Genomic DNA, 21185 nt, shown 5'->3' on the forward strand with positions numbered 1-21185 from the left:
GGCGCGTGCCGAGGCCATGGGCCGCAGGGCTGCTGGTCTGTGTGCTGATGCCGTGCGCCCTGAGCGCGCAGGTCGTGCCACGCCCGCCGGCGGCGCCCGCCGCGCCGGTGCTGCCGCCGCGGGTGCTGCCTGGGGATGCGTCGCTGCGCCCGCTGCCGTCGCTGCACGATTCGGTGCGCTACACGCTCACCATGTACCGGGATGCCGACGAGATTCCGGTGGGGCGTCTCACGGAACTGTGGCGCACCGACAGTGCGAGCGGCACGCCGTTGGTGCTGCGCGTGCAGCGACTGCAGCGCAACACGATGCAGCTCATCGACTCCACGTGGACCGATGCGCGCACGCTGGCGCCGCGCGCCCGTCGCTCGCTGCAGCAGAACCGTCGCGTGCTGCTCGAGTTCAACGGGGCGCGGGTGAAGGGATCACTTGCGCCGCTCGACGCACCGCCGGTGCCGGTGGATACGACCCTGCGCCTCGCCCCCTTCGACGCCGGCAACTGGGAGCTCGTGCTGCGCGCGCTGCCGCTGGCCACCGGGTATGCCGCGCGTTTGCCGGTGTACGACCTCGACGGCGGACTGCGCGAGTATCTGGTGCAGGTGACCGGCCAGACCACCATGCAGGAGGAAGCCGCGCACGTGGTGGTGCTCACCCTCGCCCGCAATCGCGAGTCGGTGGTCTGGGTGAGCGTGCACTCCGGTCAGGTGCTGCAGATCGAAACGATGCTGGGCGAGACGACCATGCTGCGGCAGGTGCGCGTGCGCCCCTGACGTGGTCCGGCCTCAGAATGTGCGGCCAATCTCGAACACGATCCCGTCGCCGCGGGTCCCCGGCGCGTTGGCCAGCTTGTAGCCGAGGATGACGACGGTCTTGCCGCGGTGGTAGTTGAAGCCCGGCACGAAGTCGGCAAACTCATGCTGCCCGGCCCACCACTCCCCCAGCAGCGTGACGTCGTGCAGCGCGTGCCCGAGTGCTCCGGGCAGGGCGGCCAGCGGTTGTTCGAAGCTGCCCATGAAGTGGGTGGTGGCCTTGCCGAACATGGCCTTGGGCCCGTCACTCACCCCGGCCATGAGGCGGGTGCGCAGCACGGGCAGCCGCACGCTCGATTGCAGGTAGCTCCACACCCCCACTCGCTCGCCGCGCAGCGGGATGGCCACCATCTGCCCCGCGCCCACCTTGGCCTCCCACTGGGGTGCTCGCCTGGCCAGCCCGGGGATGTCGGCGGCCCCCTTCCAGCCGACGCCCAGGGTGGCGAGCCGTTTGAGGGGGGTCCCGATGTTGTAGGCGGTCACGGCGAGTTCGACATGCTTGGTCACTCCGTAGGTGACGAAGTGGGTGGTCTGCCAGAAGCTGGTGTCGCCCCACGTCCGGACTTGGGACTCGTGCAGGGCAAACACCCGACCCTTGGGTGTCTGGTCTACCGATGGCGCGTTGATGACTGTCTGCTGTGCGTATATGGGCGCTGTGAATGTCGCGAATGCGAGGGCAAGGGCGAGCGCGCGCAGCAGGCGGGACACCCTGGGGCGTGAGAGCGAACCAAGCAGCATGGGGCAATGGGCGAGGCGTGAGCGAACAACGCCATGGACGCCACTGTGGGAGGCGCGACGGACCACGGCACGAATGGACGTGCGGTGGTCTCGCGCGCTGCGGGGCTCTGTCGAGTCAATCCGCAGGTGGGCAACCGGAGGCCAGTGGCCTCGTATTGACGATTGCCCGCTTCGCCGGCGCTGCCGGCGAATGGCTACTCCCCAACCAACGGCGGGGGAACCTAGAACGTCCGGTCCCGTGCGTCAACGGGTCCGGGCTGTCACGCTGCTGGCCCCGGGACCGCTGCTACATCGGCCGACGCACGATCACGCCAATGACGATGAAGAAGAGCAGGATGGTGGGGACCTCGTTGATCCACCGACAGGCCGACTCACTGAGGAAGTAGTCCTTCGCCAGAAATCGCTTGCGGGTATACGACGAGAAGCCGTGATAGCCGAGCAGGAACACGATGGCGCCCAGCTTCATGTGCATCCATGGCATCGTGAGCAGCGCCGGCTGCAGGTAGAGCATGGTGGCACCCAGTCCGATGGACACGAGCATGGCGGGCATCATGATGCCGCGCAGCAGACGACGCTCCATGACCTCGAGCGTGGCGGTCACCGCCGGCTCGTCACGCTTCTGCACGTGGTAGACGTACAGGCGGAAGATGTAGAAAAGCCCCGCGTACCAGGCGATGACCGCGATGACGTGGAACGCCTTGATCCAGAGATAGTGGGCAGCCATGCCGCCTAAGATATCCCGGTGACCTCGAAGCGGCAGCAGTGACCGCCCTGCGCCTGGCACTCCACTTCCCGCACGGTGGCGTGCGGCGTGATCAGGGTGCGAATGAGGCGGGCGAAGGTGCCGGCGTAGAAGTCGCAGACGGGGAGGGTGGTGACCATGTCGCGGCACATCGCGCAGTCGTGGAAGGTGAGCTGCGCGCCCTGACGGGAGGTGGTCACGGTGAAGCGGCCGCTGCCGGCGAAGGTCCACGCGTTGGCGCGCATGGCCGCCAGCAGCAGCCGGAGTCCGGCCTGCCGGGGCAGCCATCGCATGAGCCACTGCGCCGGCCGCGGGATGCGGTGCGCCATGAGGTAGTCGGCGGTCCGCCGGCCGGCTTCGTGCAGCAGCCGGGCACCGGGACGCTCGCCCAGCTCGCGCATGACGGCGCGCACGAACGCCTGGGCTTCGCGTTCGTCCACCATGGCCCGCGGCAGCGCCCCCAACGCATACCCGGTGCTGGTGAAGAGCAGACGGGCCGCCGCCGACTCGCCACAGCGGTCGCGCAGCACCTGCGCGAGCTGGATGATGGTATTGGGGCCGATGCGCGCCACCGGCGCCTCGGCCATGACCACACCGGTCACCGCCGTGTCAGACGGCGCGGGAAAAGCGGCGTGTGCCATCGGCCGCTCCGCGATAGGCATCGAGAGGGAAGGCGAGATTGCGCAGGAAGAAGCGCCCCAGCGGGGTCACGGTGAGGCGATCGGACTCGAAGCACACCAGCCCATCGGCCGCGCACTGCTCATAGGCATCCACGAGCGGCTCGATGTCGCCGGGAAACAGGTCGAAGGGGAGCTCGGCGTTGCACATGAGGTGCGCAATCGCGGTGCCGCGCTGGCGATCGTCGTCGCTCATGACATGGCCACGCGCGATGGGCAGCCGATGCGCGTCGATCTCCCGCTGCCACGGCCCCAGGTCGGCGGCATTCTGCGCGAACCAGCCGTCGATCTCCGAGATGGAACTCGTGCCGATGCCCAACAGGTGCTCACCGCTGCGCGTGGTGTAGCCCATGAAGTTGCGGTGCAGCCGTCCGGCATCGGCGGCGAGCGACAGCGGATCTTCGGGGCGTGCGAAGTGATCGATGCCGATCCATCGGTACCCGCCGTTGGTGAAGCGACGCACGGCATCGCGGAAGAGTGCAAACCGCTCGCTGGCGCGCGGCAGCGTACTCTCCTCGATGCGCTTCTGGTGCGCCTTCATCCAGGGAACGTGCGCGTAACCAAAACAGGCCACGCGATCGGGGGCCATGGACAGCGCCGTCTCGATGGTGCGCGAGAAGCTGCCGGGGGTCTGCCGTGGCAGCCCGTAGATGAGGTCGAGGTTGAGGCTGGCGAACCCCTCGGTGCGCGCCAGCTCGACCATGTCCCGTACCATACTCACCGGTTGCACCCGGCCGATCGCTTCCTGCACCGCCTCATCGACATCCTGCACGCCGTAGCTGATGCGGGAGAAGCCGAGCTGCCGGAAGGTGCGCAGCTGTTCCCGCGTCACGAGCCGTGGGTCGGCTTCCACCGAACATTCGGTGCGCGCATCGATGCCGAAGGTGTCCTGCAGCCGGGCGAACAGCTGCTCGCACTGCCGATCGGTGAGAAAGTTGGGCGTGCCGCCTCCCCAGTGCATCTCGCACACGTGCGCACGCTCGCCCATGGCGTTGGCGAGCATGTCGAGCTCGCGATAGAGCCGCGTGAGGTAGCGGTCCACGACCTCGGCGCGCGTGGTCACCGTGGCGTTGCAGCCGCAGTAGAGACAGCGCGACGCGCAGAAGGGGAGGTGCACATACAGGGCGAGTGGCGCCGCGCTGGTGCCGAGCACCGCGAGATGCCCCGCCCACGCCGCGTGATCGAACGCGCCGCGCCAGTCGGGCACGGCCGGGTAGCTGGTATAGCGGGGACCGGGCACATCGTAACGGCTGAGCAGCGCCGGGGTGACCTCCGGCACGCTCACGAACGCCCCATCAGCACGCACGAACGGCCTCCTCTTCCTGGGGGCGCGACGGCGCGTGGCCCAGCACGGGCACACTGCCGCTGAAGTCCACGTCGGCCGCCATCTCCGGACGGGCCTCGCTCATGGTGCGCAGCGCCTCGCGCGTGAACACCTTGTCCTCGTCGAAACCGAAGTCGGCATCCAATCTCGTGCCGTTGAACTTGAGTCGCTCGAGATCGTAGAACGTCTTGTTGATGGTGGTTTTGGCGAAGGCGCGCAGGCAGCCGCGCAGATACTTCCGCTTGAACGGATCCTTCTGCCACGGATACGACAGGACCGCCTTCTTGCCGTAGAAGCGGGCATAGTTGCGGAGCACGCCCTTGAGCACCTGATCGCGCGTCATCGCGTCGGGCTGGATGATGGGCGTCACGAAGTTGTACTTGGCGTAGTCGCGCACCTCGACGCGCTCGCCGAGTTCCTGGAACAGCTCGGCGAAGGGCCATGGCGTGTACATGTTCCAGTTGGCCATGTCCGGTTGCCAGTCCTGCGAATACTTGTAGGTCTCCTCGATCGTTTCCGGCGTTTCGCTCTCGAGTCCGATGATGAACTGCGCCTCGGCGATCATGCCGGCCTCCTTGAGCAGGCGAATGGCGCGCTTGTTCTGCTCGAGGGTGGTCTGCTTGCGGAAGCGATCGAGCTTGAGCTGCGCGGCGGCTTCGGTGCCGAGGGAGACGTGCACGAGTCCGGCATTGCGGTAGAGGGGCAGCTCCTTCTCGTCGCGCAGGATGTCGGTGACGCGCGTGTTGATGCCCCAGTGCACCGGCAGGTTGCGCGCAATGAGCTCTTCGCAGAGCGCGATGAACTTTTTCTTGTTGATGGTGGGTTCTTCGTCGGCCAGGATGAAGAAGCCCACCTTGTGATCGCGCACGAGTGTTTCGATTTCATCGACGAACTTCCTGGGGTCACGCGTGCGGTACTTGCGCCAGAACTTCCACTGGCTGCAGAAGCGGCAGGTGAACGGGCAGCCGCGCGCGAAATTGGGCACGGCCACGCGGCAGTTGAGCGGGATATAGATGTACTTGTCCCACTCGAGCAGCGACCAGTCGGGGGTGAGGTCATCGAGGTTCGCAATGGGCGGGCGCGCGGGGGTGGCCACCACCTGCCCGTCTTCCACGAACGCGATGCCCTTGATGTCACGGCGGGTGGTGCGTGCCGTGCCGTCGCGCAGCCGCTGCATGAGCTCGACGATGATCTCCTCGCCTTCGCCGCGCACGATGTAATCGATCCAGGGCGCCTCGCTGAAGACCTGCTGGTACATGAAGGTGGGGTGAATGCCGCCCAGGATGGTGTGGGCGCGGGGATTCACCTCCTTCGCGATCTCCAGGGTTTTTTGCGCCTGGTAGATCATGGGCGTGATGGCGGTGGCCAGCACGGCGTCGGGCTCGAGCTCCATGAGCCGGCGACGCAGCGTGGCGTCGTCAATGTGGTTGGTCATGGCGTCCACGAACGTGATGTCCGTGAAGCCGGCGTGCCTGAGGGCGCCGCCAATGTAGGCCACCCACCCGGGGGGCCAGTTGCCGGCGATCTCCGCTCCACCGGCGTGGTAGTTGGGCTGCACAAAGACCAGCTTCATCGACGAGCTCCACCGTGGGTGACAAAAGGACACGCACAGGGTGCCGATGGCGGAGTGGTCCTACAGTCGGTGTTTTTGCCGGGCTTGTGTGAGGGAAGTCTTTACGTGCCGATCCGCATGTGTATATCGGAGATCGTGTGTGGGGCGAACGGGGAACGACAGACGGCAAACCACAGACGGCAAACCACAGACGGCAGACGGCAGGAACTACAGACGGCAGTTCGGGAGGAGAATGGAAAGCGGCGGTCGGCGCGAAGCGCCGCCGCCGATTTCCCTACCGCAAAGGAAATCGGGCGCGCCCGCTTCGCGGCGCGCCCGTTCTTCCATGTTCCTGCGTACTGCTCACTGTGGTTCCTGCCGTCTGCCGTCTGCTGTTCAGCGTAGTTCGCTGTTCAGCGGAGTTTCACCAGCAGCATGGCCCGCTCCACGCGCCCCCTCGCCGCCGCAACTGCCGCCGTGAGATCCACCGGCCCGACGACCATCTCCGGCACGCGATCGATCGCGCCAAGGTAGTACGCGCCCCACACATCCAGAATGTGCTGCTCGTGCTCGCGCGACCCGCCGCGGGCGAGCGTGTCGCGCGACAGGGTGGCCTGGGTGCGCAGGGCGCGCTCGGCGGTGGCGGCCAGTTCGTCGAGCGCCGCGCGCGCCACGGCGGGCGTGCCGTCGGCCAGCAGCAGCCCGGTCGTGAGCGCGCAGGCGCCCACGTGGCCCAGCGTGGTGGCACTCACATTCTCGATGCGATCGAGATCGGTGTGATAGAAGACGTCGGTGAAGTGCCAGAGCAGCACCGCCGGGATCTTCGCGTTGAGGAACGGGGTGTGGTCGCTCCCGCCCTCGAACGGATTGGCCTTCACCACCCATCCGGTACGGCGGGCGCGGTCGAGGCAGCGCTGCCGCACGAAGTCGTTGAACCAGTGGTGCACGATGGCCGACTCGGCGATGGGCCGTCCGCCCCACTCGCTGTGCTGGTCGTCGCCGCGCACCCACACCGCCGAGGGGTCGGGCATCTTCTCGATGAGAAAGGTGCCACCGGTGCGCGCCGTGTTCTCCCCCACCATGTCCAGCGACATGCCCCACTTCACGCCGGCGCGGCGCACGCTGTCTTCCTTGAGGAAGCGGTCGGTGCTGCGAATCTCGTCGCCCCACAGAAAGGTGAGGGTGCGCTGCGGGCGGGCGGTGCCGTTGCGCACCAGTGTGGCCGCCACGCGCGCCATCTCGGCGAGCGCGCCCACGCCGGAGGCGTTGTCGTTGGCGCCCGGTTCCTGCACATGCGCCGAGTAGACGAACCGTTCGTGCGGTGCCGAACGGCCACGCACCTCGGCCACGAGCGTGCGCTCGGGACGGCGGGCGAACGCCGTACGCACGAGGGCGTGTACCTGCACCGGCCCCGCCCGCAATGCCGTTTGCAGCGTGTCGTACGAGCGGCGGGACACGAAGAGCACCCACCCCTGGTTCACCGTGTCACGCGCGATGCCGGTGAACTGGATGGCGCCTGGGTGCTTGGTTTGCTGGTTGTATGCGGGGAGTGTCTGCGACGCCAGCACTCCGAGCGCGCCGGCACGCTGGGCGCGCGGCAGGACATTGCGTGCGTTGCCGGTGGTAAGCACCACGGCCCCCCGCACGTTGAGGGCGCGGAACGCCGAGTCACTGCCAGTGCCCACGTCCACGAGCGGAGCAGTGACGCCGCTGTCGGCGGTGGACGCCGAGTTGATGGCAATCATGTTGAGATTGCCGGCGAGCGTCTGCAGCGGGACGGGGCGTCCCACGATGGTCAGGCGCGCGTCGTGCGGTGTCCATGCGTCGCCGGCCATGGGGCGCGACTCGATGCGATACACCAGCCGCGTGCCTGGCGCAGCTGCGGCTTCGTCGACGTAACCGGCGGCGCGCAGCAGCGACGCCACGGAGTCGATGGCCAAGTCGAAGCCTTCGTTCCCCGGGAGGCGGAACCGGCGCTGCACGTACTCCACGGTCGTGAAGGCGCGCGACCCGCTGATGCTGCGGTGCACCGCCTCGGTGATGCGCGCAAAGGCGGCCGGCATGGCACCCTCCTGCGCCCGGAGTGCCGCGTGCGGCACGCCGAGCAGGGTGCCCAGCAGGGGAACGACGAGCCGGAGCGGGACCGCGGGCCGGACGCCGCGCAGGCGCGGCGTCATGGCTTGGGCGCGGAGGCGGGCTTGGCAGGCATGCGCCAGTCGTTGCGCAACCAGTCCACGACCATGGCGATCTCCCGGTCGGAGAGACTCTTCTCCTTGCCGAACGACGGCATGCGGTCGTTGTCGCGACCGAAGAAGCGCGGGTGCTCCGGGTCGTTGATGAAGGCGATCATGTACTCGCGTGACCCCCAGCCGGTGAGCTCGGGGCTGTCGGTCCCGACGTCCTCGAACCGGTGGCAGGAGGCGCAGCCGTAGTCGGTGTTGCGCAGGAACTCCCGGCCGGCGGCAATGCGCGCGCTGTCGCGCTGGTCGATGGCGCGCTGCCCGGGGAGTTGGGCCTGCGCCGAGAGCGCGAACACCACGTTCTGGCGGGTCAGCTTCTCCTCGGCGGTCTCGGGTTGGTGATCACCCAGCCATCCCACCATGTCCCCTTCGGCGTGGTAGGTGCCGCCCCAGTACTTCTTCGAGAGGATGGTGTCGGCGTGCAGGAAGCCGCTCAGCCAGCGGCGTGAGGCGAAGTCCTTGAGGTCGGAGGCGGAGATGGAGTCGGCCGGGAGCGGGTAGCCCATGCCGTCGTGCCCGTCGAAGCGATGACAGGAGGCACAGTTGCGGGAGAAGATGCGCGGCCCCTGCGTGTACGGATCATCGCGCATGACCGAGAGCGCGCCCGTGATGGGAATGCCGGCGCTGGCGAGTTGCACGGCGCGTTCAGCATCGCGCGTGGCCACGCGGCGCGAGATCTGGTAGTCGCTGTCGGCGCGGTCGGCCGTGATGGCCTGCACGGTGAGCAGGCCGGCACCGGCGAGCAGCACGCCCAACACGCCCACGTTGAAGCGATGCCCCAGGCGCCAGCGGCCAAGGAAGGGCATGGCCACGATGAGCAGCAGCACCAGCGTGGGAAGGATGATGGCGCCAATGATCTCCGCCTTCCCCGGGAAGTACTTGAGAAACTGGAAGAGGAAGAGGAAGTACCACTCGGGGCGTGCTGCCGCGAACTGCTCGGCCGGGTCGGCGGGGGCGCCCAGCGGGGCGCCATGTTCGCGCACCGCAAACCACAGCACGGCGGCGAACACGGCGAGACAGGCCACCGCATCCCGCAGCACCTGCTCGGGCCAGAAGCCTTCGTCGGGCTTGCGAATGGGCTGTTTGGGGGTGAGGCCGTGCCGCCGGAAGAGGTACACGTGCCCCACGATGAGCAGACCGATGGCCAGCGGCACGAGCCCGGCGTGCAACGCGAAGAAGCGCGTGAGCGTGTGGTGGCCGTAGCTGGCGCCACCCACGAGCACGGTCTGCAGTGCGGGGCCAATGCCCGGGCTCATGCCCACGAGATTCGTGGAGACGGCCGTGCTCCAGTAGCCGTTCTGGTCCCACGGCAGCAGGTAGCCGGTGAGCGACAGCGCCAGCACGAGCAGCAGCAGCGCCACGCCGAACCAGAAGTTCACTTCGCGCGGGGCCTTGTACGCCCCGTCGATGACCACCTGCATGAGGTGCAGCACCAGCAGCACGGTCATGGCCTGGGCGGCGAAGTGGTGGATGCCGCGCAGCAGCCAGCCGCCCCACATCTGGTGCTGAATCCAGTAGACACTCTCCCAGGCCGTCTGGGAGCTGGGGCTGTAGGACATCCACAGGATCAACCCGGTGATGACCTGCACCGCGAAGAAGAAGGTGAGGGTGCTCCCCCACACGTACCGCCAGCGGGCGCCGCCGGGGACGTTCTCGAAGAGCGCCTCGTGCAGCAGTCCCTTGTAGCCAGTCCGGTGGTCCAGCCAGGCGCGCAGTCCACTCATCAGACGGCAACCCGTTCGGGTGAACCCTTCCGGAAGTTCTGGAACTTCACCCACACCTCACCATTCCGGACCACTGCTTCCAAGGGATCCATGCCGCGCGGGCTCGGGCTCTTGGGGTCGGCGATGCTGCCGTCGAGGGCGAAGCTGCTCTTGTGGCAGGGGCAGAAGTAGCCGCGCCCGGCGGCGTTGTAGCCCACGCTGCAGCCGAGGTGCGGACAGACGGAGTGGAGGACGCGTACGGCGTTCTCGCCGGTGCGCTGCACGTAGACGCTGCCCACAGGCACGTTCTCGGTGCGGTTCCACGCATCGACGAGCGTGTCGAGCACGGGGAACTTGCGGGGCACGCCGTCCTCGGGAAGGGCGGCGAACGAGGTGACCCGCACCATGCCGCGCGTATCGCTGCGGCGGCGGAGCGGGTCGAGGATGGGAAAGAGCCCGGCGATGGGCGCGGCGATGGTGATGAGACCGCCCACGATGGCAGCGGAGACCTTGGCCACGAAGGTCCGCCGATCGGAGGGGGGGACGGGGGCGTGTTCGGACATGATGGACGTGCACTCCGGGACGAACGGGGGCCGCAGCCGGGAAGGACGCGCGGCAGACGGCGCAGGGGCTGGGGAGATGATACGTGACGGTACCGCGATTCGCTGGCCGCCAGCGAATCGCCCCGGTGGCGCGTACTCCTCTCGGGCTCCGGCCGTACATCGGACGGGTCCGCACCATCTGGCCACTGCACGACGCGGTGGTTGTTCCTTTCATCCCTGCCTGTACATGACCATTCGCATCCGGCAGCTCGGAACGGCGCTGGTCCTCGCCTTCTCGATGGCGGGCACCGCCCAAGCTCAGCAGGAGGAGCCGAAGACCCTGCTCGGCAAGAAGATGGCCGCCATGAACACGGCGTTCAAAGCCGTGGGGCGGCAAGTCGAGGATCCCGCGAAGAACGCGAGCACGCTCGAGCAGATTGCGATCATCGAAACCAACGCCAAGGCGTCGCTCACCCTGGAGCCGGAGAAGAAGGCCAAGGTGCCCACCGGCGAGCAGGCGAAGTTCGTGAGCGATTATCAGGCGGAGATGAAGCAGTTGCTGGCCACGGTGGAGAAGCTCAAGGCCGCCGTGAAGGCCGGGAACAACGCTGAAGCCGTGAAGATCGTGGACGACATGAAGGCGGCACAACGCCAAGGACATCGCGAGTTCCGTCTGCGCAAGGCGGGTGCACCGCCCGTGTAACACGGCGGGAAACACCGCGTGATTCCTGCAGTGGCAGTGACCGGCGTCCGGTACACGGACGCCGGTTTCTTTTGGGCGCATGCCAATTGCTTGCTGACGCCGACTGGCGGCTGCATTGTCGTGCGGGCGATCACCGTTTCCTGCTCCCCCTCCGCCCTCCTCCCTCCTCCCCCTCCGGAGACCCACCCCATGCTTGGCGTCCTCGCGCGACGAGGGCTGCTGTTTGCGGCCCTCGCGCTCACTGCGGCTCCCCTCGCCGCGCAAACCCGCACGATCACCGGCAAGGTGCTCGAAGAAGGATCGCGCGCCCCGATTGCCGCGGCCCAGCTCCAGGTGCAAGGCACCAGTGTCGGCACACTCACCCGCGACGACGGTGCCTTTTCCATTGTGGGGGCGCCGGCGCGGGAGGTCATACTCGTGGTGCGCCGGATTGGCTATCCGCTCACGCGCATCACCGTGGCCGCCACGAGCGGCCCGCTCGAGATCGTGCTCAAGCGTGACGTGCTCAACCTCGATCAGGTGGTGGTCACCGGTCAGGCCAGCGGTATCTCCCGCCGCAACCTGGCCAACGACGTAGCCAGTGTGAGTGGGGCCGACATGAACAAGGTGTCGGCGCAGTCCATCGAAAACGCCATGCAGGGCAAGATCGCCGGCGCGCAGATCTCGCAGTCCACGGGCGCACCCGGTGGCGGCAATCGCATTCGCATTCGCGGCATCTCGTCCATTCTCGGTTCGGCGCAGCCGCTCTACGTCATTGATGGCGTGATCGTGACCGACGTGGCCATCGGCTCGGGCACCAACAAGGTCACCCGTGCGGCCGGCACGGCCATTTCGGTGGGCAATCAGGAAGCGCCGGTCAATCGCATTGCCGACCTCAATCCCAACGACATCGAGAACGTCGATGTGCTGAAGGGATCGGCCGCGGCGGCCATCTACGGTTCGAAGGCGTCGGGTGGCGTCATCATCATCACCACCAAGCGGGGGCAGGCGGGCAAGCCGCGCTTCGCGCTGCGCACGGGCATGGGCACCGCCGAGCTGGCGTACCGCAACGGGTCGCGCCGCTTCCAGACGCTCGATGACGCGGTGCGCGTGTTCGGCCCCGGCATCACGCCCTTCTTCGACCCCAACCAGTACCTCGACTACGAGACGCTGGCCTACGGCAACCGCCCGGTGAACTCCGACCTGTCGCTGAGCGTGAGCGGCGGCACCGATGCCACGCGCTACTTCGTGTCGGCGAGCCGCCGCAACGAAGAGGGGATCGTGGACAACACCTTCGCGCGCAAGACCAACGTGCGCGTGAATCTCGACCAGCGCATCTCCTCGCGCCTCAACCTGCAGGTGGGCAACGAGATCCTCAACAACGCCAGCGATCGCGGCCTGTTCGGCAACGACAACGCGGGCAACTCGATTGCGTACACGCTCACCAAGATCCCCGGCTTCCTCGACCTGCGCCGCCGTCCTGACGGCACGTGGCCGGTGAACCAGTTCTACCCGTCCAACCCGCTGCAGACCATCGACCAGTTCCAGAACGACGAGAACGTGTGGCGCAACATCACCACCGGGCGTCTCACGGCCGACCTGCTCACCGGCGATACGCACACCCTGCAGTTCATCGCCTTCGGCGGTGTGGACCTGCTCAACCAGACCAACCTGGTGTATTCGCCGCCCACGCTGCAGTTCGAGCCGGTGGACGGCCTCCCCGGCACGAGCGGCAACTCCAAGACCACCAACCTGCAGCGCAACCTCAACCTGAACGCGGTGCACGGCTGGCAGCCGACCAGCTCCATCAAGGTCACCTCGCAGGTGGGTACGCAGTACGAAGAGCGCGACTTCAACCAGACGCGCGCCTCGGCGCAGAACCTGCTGGGCGGCCTCGAGGTGGTGACCTCGGGCACGGTGCGCGACATCGACGAATCGCGCCTGCGCGTGCAGGACTTCGGCGTGTTCGTGCAGAGCGAAGCGCTGTGGAACGAGAAGCTGCTGCTCACGGTGGGTGCGCGCGCCGACCGCAGCAGCAACAACGGCGACCCGGCGAAGTTCTTCCTCTTCCCCAAGGCTGCCAGCTCGTACCGTTTCCAGAACGTCCTCGACGGCTGGATCGACGAGGCCAAGTTGCGCGTGGCGTACGGTGAAACGGGCAACCAGCCGCTGTACGGCCAGAAGTTCACCAATCTCGACCTGTCGAGTGTGGGTGGCCTGGGCGCCTTCCGTGTAGGTTCGGTGCGCGCCGCATCGGACCTGCGCCCCGAGCGGCAGCGCGAGTTCGAGGCCGGTGTGGACCTCAACCTGCTGCGCAACCGCGCGACCATGTCGGTCACAGGGTTCCGCCGCAACATCTCCGACCTGCTCATCACGCGCACGCTGGCGCCCACCACGGGCTTCAGCAGCGAAACGTCGAATGGCGCCGAGATGCAGGTGACGGGCGCGGAAGTGTCCATCAACGCGTTCCCGGTGCAGACCACCAACGTGACCTGGACGACGCGCCTCAACTGGGGCACGAACCGCTCCAAGGTGACGCGCCTGCCGGTGCCCACCTTCCTGCTGGGGGCGCCGCAGGTGGGCGCGGTGCGCATCGAACAAGGCAAGTCGGCCACGCAGCTCATCGGCAACGACACCCTGCCGCAGCCTGGTGGCCGCGTGGTGGTGCCGGTGGTCATGGGCGACGGCAACCCGCTGTGGACGGCCGGCCTGAGCAACGAGGTGCGGTACAAGCGCTTCTCGCTGTACGCCCTCGTGGACCAGCAGAAGGGGGGCATGCTGGCCAACGGGACGTGGCGTCACTACGACCTGGGGCAGAACTCGCGCGACTACGACGAGCTCGATGAGTTCGGCCGGAAGAAGGGCGACGTGCGCCGCACCAGCTACCTGCAGGTCACGCGCATCTTCTACCAGAACACGTCGTTCATCAAGCTGCGCGAAGTGACGTTCACGTGGGACATGCCGCAGGCGTGGACGCAGTCGGTATGGAAGGGGGCGAGCAATGCCCGGCTGTCGCTGAGCGGCCGCAACCTGATCTGGTGGACCAAGTTCCGCGGTGGGGACCCGGAGGCGCAGAACTTCGGCGGTGGCGGTGCCCCCGACGCCGTTCAGCGCAATCGCGAACTGGCCGCCTATCCCGCCAGCCGCAACTTCTGGCTCAACTTCAGCGTGGACTTCTGACCATGACCGCGAATCGCAAGTCCTGGAGTCGCGCGTTCGCACTCCTGGCCGGCTGCGCCACCGCTGTGGCCTGCAACGCCGCCGACATCGGCAACTTCAACAGTCCCAACACCTCCCAGCTCGAGGACAACCCCAACGCGTCCACGGTCAACACCACCGTGGCGGGGGTGCTCGCGGGCGCCCGTGGCGGCGCCGGCGCCTGGGCCAGCACGCTCGGCATCTTCGGCCGCGAAATCATGAACCTCGACGGCGCCGAGCCGCGCAACGTGCTGGCGCTGCTCATCGGCCCGCTCGAGCCGGGTGGCTTCGGCGTGGATGTGGGGTGGACCAACAGCTACCGCAACCTGCGTACGGCCTACACGATCCTGGACGTGATCGACCGGGTGCCCGACTACACGCCGGCGCAGCGCAGTGCCGTGAAGGGATTCGTGAAGACGTTCATTGCCAACGAATACCTGAACCAGCTGCGTGTGCGTGACACCTTCGGCATTGTCTTCGAGGTGCCCAAGAACCCCACCGAGCAGGGGGCGTTCGTGACCCGCGAGGAAGGGTACACACGCACGGCGGCGCTCTTCGACGAGGCGCGCACCGATCTCGCGGCCGGTGGCACGGCGTTCCCGTTCACGCTCACCACGGGCTTTGCCGGCTTCAACACCCCGGCCACCTTCGTGCGCTTCAATCGGGCCCTCAAGGCGCGGCTCGAGCTGTACCGCGGACGCTGGAGCGATGTGCTCACGGCACTCAACGAGTCGTTCCTCAGCACGGCGTCGGGCACGGCGGCCTCGCTCAACACCGGGGTGTACCACGTGTACAGCACGGCGTCGGGTGATGCGGTGAACCCGCTCTTCGATCCGGCTCCGCGCGCCATCGTGGCGGTGCCCGAGTTCCTCACCGAGGCGCGCAACCGTCCCGACGGGTCGCGCGACCTGCGGGCGTCGGGCAAGGCGGTGGTGGGCACGGTCCTCCTGGCCACGCAGGGAATCAGCTCCAACGTGCGGCCCACGGTGTACTCCACCAACGTCACGCCGGTGCCCATCATCCGCAACGAGGAGCTCATCCTCATGCGCGCCGAGGCCAACATCGGGCTGGGCAACCGCAGTGCGGCCATTGCCGATCTCAACTTCGTGCGCACCAATTCCGGCGGGCTCGCGCCGCTGGCGGCCGACTTTGGTGGAGATCTCATCACCGAACTGCTCTACGATCGCCGCTATTCGCTCTTCTTCGAATACGGCCATCGCTGGGTGGACTCCCGCCGCTACAACCGCCTTGGTGAACTGCGCAAGCAGCTGCCGTCGCACCGGGTCTTCCCGCTCGTGCCCATTCCCGTGGACGAGTGCAACCAGCGCACCGCGGCACTGCCCCGTGGCTGCGTGAACGTGCTGGGCAACTGAGCGGGCTGATGTCCCGGCGGTAGTCGGGGGAACAGCACCACGGAAAACACGGAATCTCACGGAAGGACACGGAGGAACAGCGGTTCCGTGTGCTTCCGTGAGATTCCGTGTTTTCGGTGGTGCCGCTTCGCTCTATCGAGTGGAGAGGTTGTACCCTTACTGCGCCAGCTGCTTCACCACGTCACTGAGGGCACGCACGCGCGCGGCCTCGGCGCTGCCAGCGGCGTCACGATCGAGCTGCGAGGCCAGTGCCGTCAGGGCGCTGGTGCGTGCGCTCCCCTTGGCCTTTTCGGCGCTGGCGAGCTGTGTGACCACGCCATCGAGCCACGCCTTGGGCACGGCGCTGTTGCGCGCCAGCTGGTCGGTGTAGGCGCGCGCCACCACGAAGGCGGCGGGCCACACGAGCTTGGGCTGCTCCTGCGGATTGAAGTAGGCGAACTTCACCAGCTTGGCGGCATCGAGTTCGTTCTGCGACAGGAATTCGCTGGGGGTGAGCTCCAGCACGTCGAGGCCGCGCGCAATCTCGGAGCCGTAGATGTAGCCGTTGTACCAGTAGGCCGACCAGTGGCCGGCGCTCGTGAGGCGCGTGGCGTCAACGGGGCCGCGATCGAAGTAGGCGATTTCGAACGCCTTGTCGGGGTTGGTCCAGTCGAAAACGTTGATGCCGCCCTGATACCACGACTGCACCATGATCTCCCGTCCCGGCACCGGAATGAGCGAGCCGTTGTGCGCGACGCAATTCTCCTGGCTGGTCTGCGCAGCGGGCAGCTTGAAGTAGCTGCGGAAGTCGAGCGAATCGCCTTTGCGCACGAAGATGGCGTCGGCGCCCCACTCCACCTTGTCGGTGGCCCGGCAGCGCGGCGAGCTGCCGCCGCCCCACTCGTCGGAGAAGAGCACCTTGCTGCCGTCGTTGCTGAAGGTGGCCGAGTGCCACGCCGACATGTTGGTGTCGGCGGCCGCGTAGAGACGCTTGGGGTTCTTGATGTCCTTGATGTCGAGCAGAATGCCGTAGCCGCTGCACGCACCACCGGCGAGACCGAGCGCCGGATACGTGGTGATGTCATGGCACTGCGTGGGGCCGCGCCCCGCCACCGACGGACGCATGGGGGCGCCTTCGGGGCGCTCGCGACGGTCCCCCGGCGCATCGCCATGGCGCTTGGCTTCGCCCAGCCCTTCGAAGATGCGCGGGGAGCTCACGATGGCGGCCGCCTGCGGGTTCTTCACCGGCACCTTGATGACTTCGATGCGGAAGAGAGCGGTGTTGGGATCGGCGTCGGGGGCGCCGGCCGAACAGCCTTCGAGCTCCTGGTTGGAGCGCACGCCCGCCGATCCGGAGACGTAGATGTAGACGTTCTCCGGATCGTTGGGATCGGTGACCAGCGTATTGGTGTGCGAACCGCGGCAGGTTTGCACCACCTTGATCGACTTGGGCTTTTCGATGTTGCTGATGTCGAAAATGCGGATGCCGCGCGCGCGGTCCTTGCTCACCTCGGCTTCCACGCCCTCGAGGCCGCAGTCCACGCGCCCCGCCACGGCTTCAGCCGAGACGAAGAGCAGGTTACCGTACACGGTGACGTCGCTCTGCGAGCCCGGGCACACCACGGCGGCGCGCAGCTTCGGCTTGCGCGGATCGGCGATGTCCCACACCTGCCAGCCGCTGTAGTTGCCCTGGAAGACGCGCGTCCCGCTGAAGGCGAGGTCGGAGTTCTTGAGGCGCGCGTCGGGCGCGTTCTTGCTGAGGAATGCGTCGGACGGCGGCGTGGCCGAAACGAGCTTCATGTTCCACGTGGCCTCCCCGGCGTCGAACCAGCCGGCCCTGAGACCGACGCGTGTGTCGGGAACGGGCTGGGCGTGCGCCACGGCGGCGGAGAGGCCAAGCAGGGCGAGGGCGCCGCGGGCCGGGAGCGAGGGCGACAGGATGCGCATGGGAGCGTGGTGGGGGAGAGGGAGATTCAGGGGCGGGAACGCTTGCGCAGCATGAGCTCCATGCGATCGATCTCGGTGCTTTGGTCGGCCACCACGTCGCTCACGAACTTGAACACGTCATCATCGTGGGCGGCGTTCTTCGTGGCCATGAGCTCATCCACCATGGTGATGGCGCCGCGGTGATGCTGGATCATGTACGTGAGGAAGTACCAGTCGAAGGCGGGGCCCTTGGCGCTGCGCAGCGTGTCGAGCTGCGCGGCGGAAAGCATGCCGGGCATCGCGGGGCTGCCGGCGCTGCCACTCATGCCGGCATGACCGGCATGCTGCAGGTGCGCGGCGTGATCGTCGGTGGCGGCCGGTACGGTCTGCTTCCGGGTGCGCAGCCAATCCTGCATGAACGCGATCTCGTCGGTCTGCGCAACGGCGATGCGACCGGCGAGCACCTTCACTTCACCACTGGCGCCGTTCGGTTCGGCCATGGCTGACATGACGACCGCCTGGGCGTGGTGGCCGATCATGCCCTGCATGAAGGCCACATCGGCGGCGGTGTAGGGCGGAATGCCCCCGTCGCGATCGACGAGTTGCGCGGGGGTGAGCGGGCGCGTGGCCTTGCCTGCGGGGGCACAGGCGCTGACGGCGCAGAGGCTCGTGGTGGCCAGCGCAGCGCTGGCGAGCAGACGCAGGGAGAACGGAGTCACGGGAGCGCGGCGGTTCGGGGAAACGGTGCAGTGCCCCGAGAACATGCGTGCCGCGCGCGGGAAGCGCCAATGCGTGCGCGGCGGCGCGCCCGTCATTGTTCGTCGCCGTTCGTCAGTCGCGCTTGCTTACGACCACGAAGCGGGTCCAGTTGGCGGACACATCCTCAATGTGGCGCGCGATGATCTCGAGGCCATACCGTTCTGCCGCCATGGCGCTGGCCACGGCACCGCGGGTGCGCTCCCCGGCGGCAGCCACATCCCGCGCGGCGCCGGCGGTATCGGCGTGCGGCGTGGATACGAGCCAGCTGTGCCGCGCGAAGAAAATGCGGCACTGCGCGAGCGCCACGGGGTGACTGTACACATCGCGCAGCTCGGCGAGCGTGGCGCCGCGCGGCGCCAGCAGGCAGAGGTGGACCGGTACGCGCGTTTCGGCGCGCACCTCCACCGCGTCGCCAACGGCTTCGAGCGCATCGAGCGCGACCTTCACGCGCCCTACGATCGCGTTCTCCACCGGCACGATGGCGTAGTGCACATCGCCGGCCAGCACGCGCGCCAGCGCCTCGGGGAAGGTGGCCGAGGGGATGGGCTCCACGCCGTTGGGCCATTGCTGGCGAAGGGCCATTTCGGAGAAGGCGCCGAACTCGCCCTGGAAGGCGACGCGGGGAACGGGCGTGGTGAATTCGGTCACGGGGGTGGCGGGGATCAGGGAGCGGGTGGCAGGTGGCAGGGAGCAGCGGGTGACGCCGGATACATATTGACACCGATACGTGCGAGCCGTAGTGTCTCTGGTATGACGCGTCACTGCTACGCCTGCCGATTTTATTACGTGCCGACCCGCATGGGCCCCGGCATGTCTGGCGTGCGCAGCTAAGTCCTGACGCTCCCGACCGACCGAGAGGCCCGTGCACCCGCACGGGCCTCGGTCGTTTCCGGGCACGCGCGATTCGCGGGACCCTCGGTGGACCAACGCCACCATATCAGAGGACCGCATGATCATCGTCACCACCGCCGGCATCACGGCTGACCAGCTGGACCGTCTCATCGAACACGTGGAAGCGGCCGGCCTGCGCACGCACGTCTCGCGCGGTGAGCAGCGCACCATCGTGGGGTGCATTGGCGAGGAGGGCAAGCTCAGCGAGCATGGGTTGACTCAGTTGGACGGAGTGGAGCGGGTGATGCCCGTGCTCAAGCCCTACAAGCTGGCGTCGCGGGAGTTCTCGCTGGGGGACACCGCCATTCGTCTGGGGGACTCGGCGGACACCGTGATTGGCGGGCGTGATGTGGTGGTGATGGCCGGCCCGTGCAGTGTGGAAGGGCGCGACATGATGTTCGAGACGGCGCGGGCGGTGCAGCAGCGTGGCGCGCGGCTGCTGCGCGGCGGGGCCTTCAAGCCGCGCTCGAGTCCCTACGCCTTCCAGGGGATGGGCGAAGAGGGGCTGCGCATCATGGCCGAGGTGCGCGCGGAGACCGGCATGCCGGTGGTGACCGAGGTGATGGATCCGCGGCAGGTGGAGCTGGTGGCGAGTTACGCCGACGTGCTGCAGATCGGCGCGCGCAACATGCAGAACTTCTCGCTGTTGAGCGAAGTGGGGCGGGTGCAGCGGCCGGTGCTGCTCAAGCGCGGGCTCAGTGGCACCATTACCGAGCTGCTCATGGCGGCCGAGTACATCATGGCGCAGGGGAACGGCGACGTGATGCTGTGTGAGCGCGGCATTCGCACCTACGAAACGGCGACGCGCAACACAATGGACGTCGCGGCCATTCCCGTGCTCAAGCGCGAGACGCACCTGCCGGTGATCGTGGACCCCTCGCATGCGGGTGGGCGGGCGCATCTGGTGGCGCCGCTGGCGCTGGCGGCGGTGGCGGCGGGGGCAGATGGACTGATCGTGGAGGTGCACCCGGACCCGGCGTGTGCCAAGAGCGACGGCGAGCAGAGTCTTACGCCCGCGGCGTTCGCGCAGATGATGACGCAGGTGCAGGCGGTGGCGCGGGCGGTGGGGCGTGACTGCGCGGTGGGCAGCTGGCATCGCGAGGTGCCGGTATGAGCCCCGCCGATGCGGTGGCGCTGGGCGCGCTGCGCAGCGAGATCGAGGCGGTGGACGCCGCGCTGATGGACGCGATCGCGCGGCGGGTGCAGGTGGAGGGGTGAGACTTGAGACCTTGAGGCCTCGAGAGGGGAGGAACGGCACACGGCTCAACAGAACAGGCAGAACGGGCAGAACAGGCAACGACATGCGAGGGGCGGAGTGGGGGCGCCTCATTGGTTGAGCGGTTCTGTCTGCTGCGGCTGTTCTACTCGGAGTCGGCTGTTGGCGCCGTCATCGTGCTCCGGTACCCGGTAGTTGGTGACTCTATTGACGCCGTCGATGGCGCGCGACAGGCCGAGATTCACGACCATACCATGCCGGAGACCGAGACCACGCAGATACGTGAGTACCTGCTGTTCGAAGATCGGCGCGTGGCGTTCGGCGCTCTTGATTTCGACCACCACCAGGTGGTCCACGAGGAGATCGAGGCGATAGCCGCGGTCGTACGTGCGCTCCTTGAAGCGGATGGGGACCACGAGCTGGCGCTGGACGATGTGGCCGCGTGTGAGGAGCTCGTCGGCGATGATGGCCTCGTACGCGGATTCGAGCAGACCGGGGCCGAGTTCCCGATGCACCTCGATGGCCACGTCGAGCACGTCATTCATGACCGCGTGCGGTGTGAGCATGCCACATGCATACTGCGGGGGCGTCACCCAGCTGTCAGCGCGTGGCCATCAATGCTGGCTCCGGCGCAATGGTGGAGGGCACGGGCCGAGCGCATGGCGTGAGACGGTGAGACTTGAGACTTGAGACACCGCGAACCGCTTGACGGAACCGGCAGAACCGGCAGAACCGGCAGAACCGGCAGAACCGGCAGAACCGGCAGCACAGCACAGCGCGGCAAGGCACCGCCGAGATTGCGCCGTCACATGAAAGAACACGGCAGCTGCAACACCA

Annotated in this window: 17 protein-coding genes; 5 read left to right on the forward strand and 12 right to left on the reverse strand. The window is 67.5% G+C overall.

The features are described from left to right. The first annotated feature begins 47 nt into the window (after nt 1-47). Nucleotides 48-767 (forward strand): hypothetical protein, encoded by a 720-nt coding sequence (locus LW840_RS00420; RefSeq protein ID WP_291276224.1) that lies wholly within the window; start codon nt 48-50, stop codon nt 765-767. A gap of 12 nt (nt 768-779) precedes the next feature. Here the strand turns inward: LW840_RS00420 and LW840_RS00425 are convergent, their stop codons facing one another. From LW840_RS00425 to LW840_RS00460, 8 genes are all read right to left on the reverse strand, one after another. Continuing rightward, entirely contained in the window at nt 780-1544 is a 765-nt protein-coding gene (locus LW840_RS00425) for a hypothetical protein (protein WP_291276225.1), read from the reverse strand. 286 nt (nt 1545-1830) lie between these two features. After that, nucleotides 1831-2268, reverse strand: a complete 438-nt coding sequence (locus LW840_RS00430) for a CopD family protein (protein WP_291263254.1) — start codon at nt 2266-2268, stop codon at nt 1831-1833. Between the two features lie 5 nt (nt 2269-2273). After that, nucleotides 2274-2927 carry a bacteriochlorophyll 4-vinyl reductase gene (gene bchJ / locus LW840_RS00435; protein ID WP_291266703.1) on the reverse strand — a complete coding sequence of 218 codons (654 nt, stop codon included), beginning with the start codon at nt 2925-2927 and terminating at the stop codon, nt 2274-2276. Beyond that, on the reverse strand, nt 2896-4269 hold the full coding sequence (gene hemN, locus LW840_RS00440; protein ID WP_291276226.1) for an oxygen-independent coproporphyrinogen III oxidase: 1374 nt from the start codon (nt 4267-4269) through the stop codon (nt 2896-2898). Before hemN ends, bchJ begins: the two co-directional genes overlap by 32 nt. Then, a complete protein-coding gene (bchE, locus tag LW840_RS00445) occupies nt 4259-5860 on the reverse strand; it encodes a magnesium-protoporphyrin IX monomethyl ester anaerobic oxidative cyclase (RefSeq protein WP_291276227.1) in 1602 nt (533 codons plus the stop codon). Before bchE ends, hemN begins: the two co-directional genes overlap by 11 nt. A gap of 392 nt (nt 5861-6252) precedes the next feature. Next, nucleotides 6253-8016, reverse strand: a complete 1764-nt coding sequence (locus tag LW840_RS00450) for a M28 family peptidase (protein WP_291276228.1) — start codon at nt 8014-8016, stop codon at nt 6253-6255. Next, nucleotides 8013-9803: a cytochrome b N-terminal domain-containing protein gene (locus tag LW840_RS00455; RefSeq protein ID WP_291268869.1), complete on the reverse strand. Its 1791-nt coding sequence runs from the start codon at nt 9801-9803 to the stop codon at nt 8013-8015. Before LW840_RS00455 ends, LW840_RS00450 begins: the two co-directional genes overlap by 4 nt. Continuing rightward, complete coding sequence (locus tag LW840_RS00460) at nt 9803-10345, reverse strand: Rieske 2Fe-2S domain-containing protein (protein ID WP_291268147.1); 543 nt, start codon at nt 10343-10345, stop codon at nt 9803-9805. Before LW840_RS00460 ends, LW840_RS00455 begins: the two co-directional genes overlap by 1 nt. Nucleotides 10346-10571: 226 nt before the next feature. On the opposite strand from LW840_RS00460, the gene LW840_RS00465 reads away from it, so the two are divergent. The 3 genes from LW840_RS00465 to LW840_RS00475 all read left to right on the forward strand — a co-directional run bounded on the left by LW840_RS00465 (nt 10572) and on the right by LW840_RS00475 (nt 15577). Continuing rightward, nucleotides 10572-11027, forward strand: a complete 456-nt coding sequence (locus tag LW840_RS00465; protein WP_291268146.1) for a cytochrome b562 — start codon at nt 10572-10574, stop codon at nt 11025-11027. A gap of 189 nt (nt 11028-11216) precedes the next feature. Continuing rightward, entirely contained in the window at nt 11217-14186 is a 2970-nt protein-coding gene (locus LW840_RS00470) for a SusC/RagA family TonB-linked outer membrane protein (RefSeq protein ID WP_291268145.1), read from the forward strand. Nucleotides 14187-14188: 2 nt separating this feature from the next. After that, entirely contained in the window at nt 14189-15577 is a 1389-nt protein-coding gene (locus LW840_RS00475; protein ID WP_291268868.1) for a RagB/SusD family nutrient uptake outer membrane protein, read from the forward strand. Nucleotides 15578-15733: 156 nt separating this feature from the next. Here the strand turns inward: LW840_RS00475 and LW840_RS00480 are convergent, their stop codons facing one another. The 3 genes from LW840_RS00480 to LW840_RS00490 all read right to left on the reverse strand — a co-directional run bounded on the left by LW840_RS00480 (nt 15734) and on the right by LW840_RS00490 (nt 18889). After that, nucleotides 15734-17503 (reverse strand): hypothetical protein, encoded by a 1770-nt coding sequence (locus LW840_RS00480; RefSeq protein WP_291276229.1) that lies wholly within the window; start codon nt 17501-17503, stop codon nt 15734-15736. Nucleotides 17504-17529: 26 nt separating this feature from the next. Next, nucleotides 17530-18201: a DUF305 domain-containing protein gene (locus LW840_RS00485; protein WP_291276230.1), complete on the reverse strand. Its 672-nt coding sequence runs from the start codon at nt 18199-18201 to the stop codon at nt 17530-17532. A gap of 112 nt (nt 18202-18313) precedes the next feature. Further along, on the reverse strand, nt 18314-18889 hold the full coding sequence (locus LW840_RS00490; protein ID WP_291276231.1) for a prephenate dehydratase domain-containing protein: 576 nt from the start codon (nt 18887-18889) through the stop codon (nt 18314-18316). A gap of 301 nt (nt 18890-19190) precedes the next feature. Here LW840_RS00490 and aroF point away from each other — a divergent pair, with 301 nt between their 5' ends. Beyond that, a complete protein-coding gene (aroF, locus tag LW840_RS00495) occupies nt 19191-20246 on the forward strand; it encodes a 3-deoxy-7-phosphoheptulonate synthase (RefSeq protein WP_291268141.1) in 1056 nt (351 codons plus the stop codon). A gap of 212 nt (nt 20247-20458) precedes the next feature. Here aroF and LW840_RS00500 read toward each other — a convergent pair whose 3' ends face one another. After that, entirely contained in the window at nt 20459-20914 is a 456-nt protein-coding gene (locus LW840_RS00500) for a GxxExxY protein (RefSeq protein ID WP_291268140.1), read from the reverse strand. Between the last annotated feature and the right edge of the window lie 271 nt (nt 20915-21185).

The organism is Gemmatimonas sp. (genome assembly GCF_021298855.1).
Classification (GTDB): Bacteria; Gemmatimonadota; Gemmatimonadetes; order Gemmatimonadales; family Gemmatimonadaceae; genus Gemmatimonas.

Excerpts from the sequence above, each read along its gene's own strand:
- LW840_RS00420 (WP_291276224.1), top strand. The coding sequence starts at position 48 with ATGCCGTGCGCCCTGAGCGCGCAGGTCGTGCCACGCCCGCCGGCGGCG.
- LW840_RS00425 (WP_291276225.1), bottom strand. The coding sequence starts at position 1,544 with ATGCTGCTTGGTTCGCTCTCACGCCCCAGGGTGTCCCGCCTGCTGCGC.
- LW840_RS00430 (WP_291263254.1), bottom strand. The coding sequence starts at position 2,268 with ATGGCTGCCCACTATCTCTGGATCAAGGCGTTCCACGTCATCGCGGTC.
- bchJ (WP_291266703.1), bottom strand. The coding sequence starts at position 2,927 with ATGGCACACGCCGCTTTTCCCGCGCCGTCTGACACGGCGGTGACCGGT.
- bchE (WP_291276227.1), bottom strand. The coding sequence starts at position 5,860 with ATGAAGCTGGTCTTTGTGCAGCCCAACTACCACGCCGGTGGAGCGGAG.
- LW840_RS00450 (WP_291276228.1), bottom strand. The coding sequence starts at position 8,016 with ATGACGCCGCGCCTGCGCGGCGTCCGGCCCGCGGTCCCGCTCCGGCTC.
- LW840_RS00455 (WP_291268869.1), bottom strand. The coding sequence starts at position 9,803 with ATGAGTGGACTGCGCGCCTGGCTGGACCACCGGACTGGCTACAAGGGA.
- LW840_RS00460 (WP_291268147.1), bottom strand. The coding sequence starts at position 10,345 with ATGTCCGAACACGCCCCCGTCCCCCCCTCCGATCGGCGGACCTTCGTG.
- LW840_RS00465 (WP_291268146.1), top strand. The coding sequence starts at position 10,572 with ATGACCATTCGCATCCGGCAGCTCGGAACGGCGCTGGTCCTCGCCTTC.
- LW840_RS00470 (WP_291268145.1), top strand. The coding sequence starts at position 11,217 with ATGCTTGGCGTCCTCGCGCGACGAGGGCTGCTGTTTGCGGCCCTCGCG.
- LW840_RS00475 (WP_291268868.1), top strand. The coding sequence starts at position 14,189 with ATGACCGCGAATCGCAAGTCCTGGAGTCGCGCGTTCGCACTCCTGGCC.
- LW840_RS00480 (WP_291276229.1), bottom strand. The coding sequence starts at position 17,503 with ATGCGCATCCTGTCGCCCTCGCTCCCGGCCCGCGGCGCCCTCGCCCTG.
- aroF (WP_291268141.1), top strand. The coding sequence starts at position 19,191 with ATGATCATCGTCACCACCGCCGGCATCACGGCTGACCAGCTGGACCGT.
- LW840_RS00500 (WP_291268140.1), bottom strand. The coding sequence starts at position 20,914 with ATGCTCACACCGCACGCGGTCATGAATGACGTGCTCGACGTGGCCATC.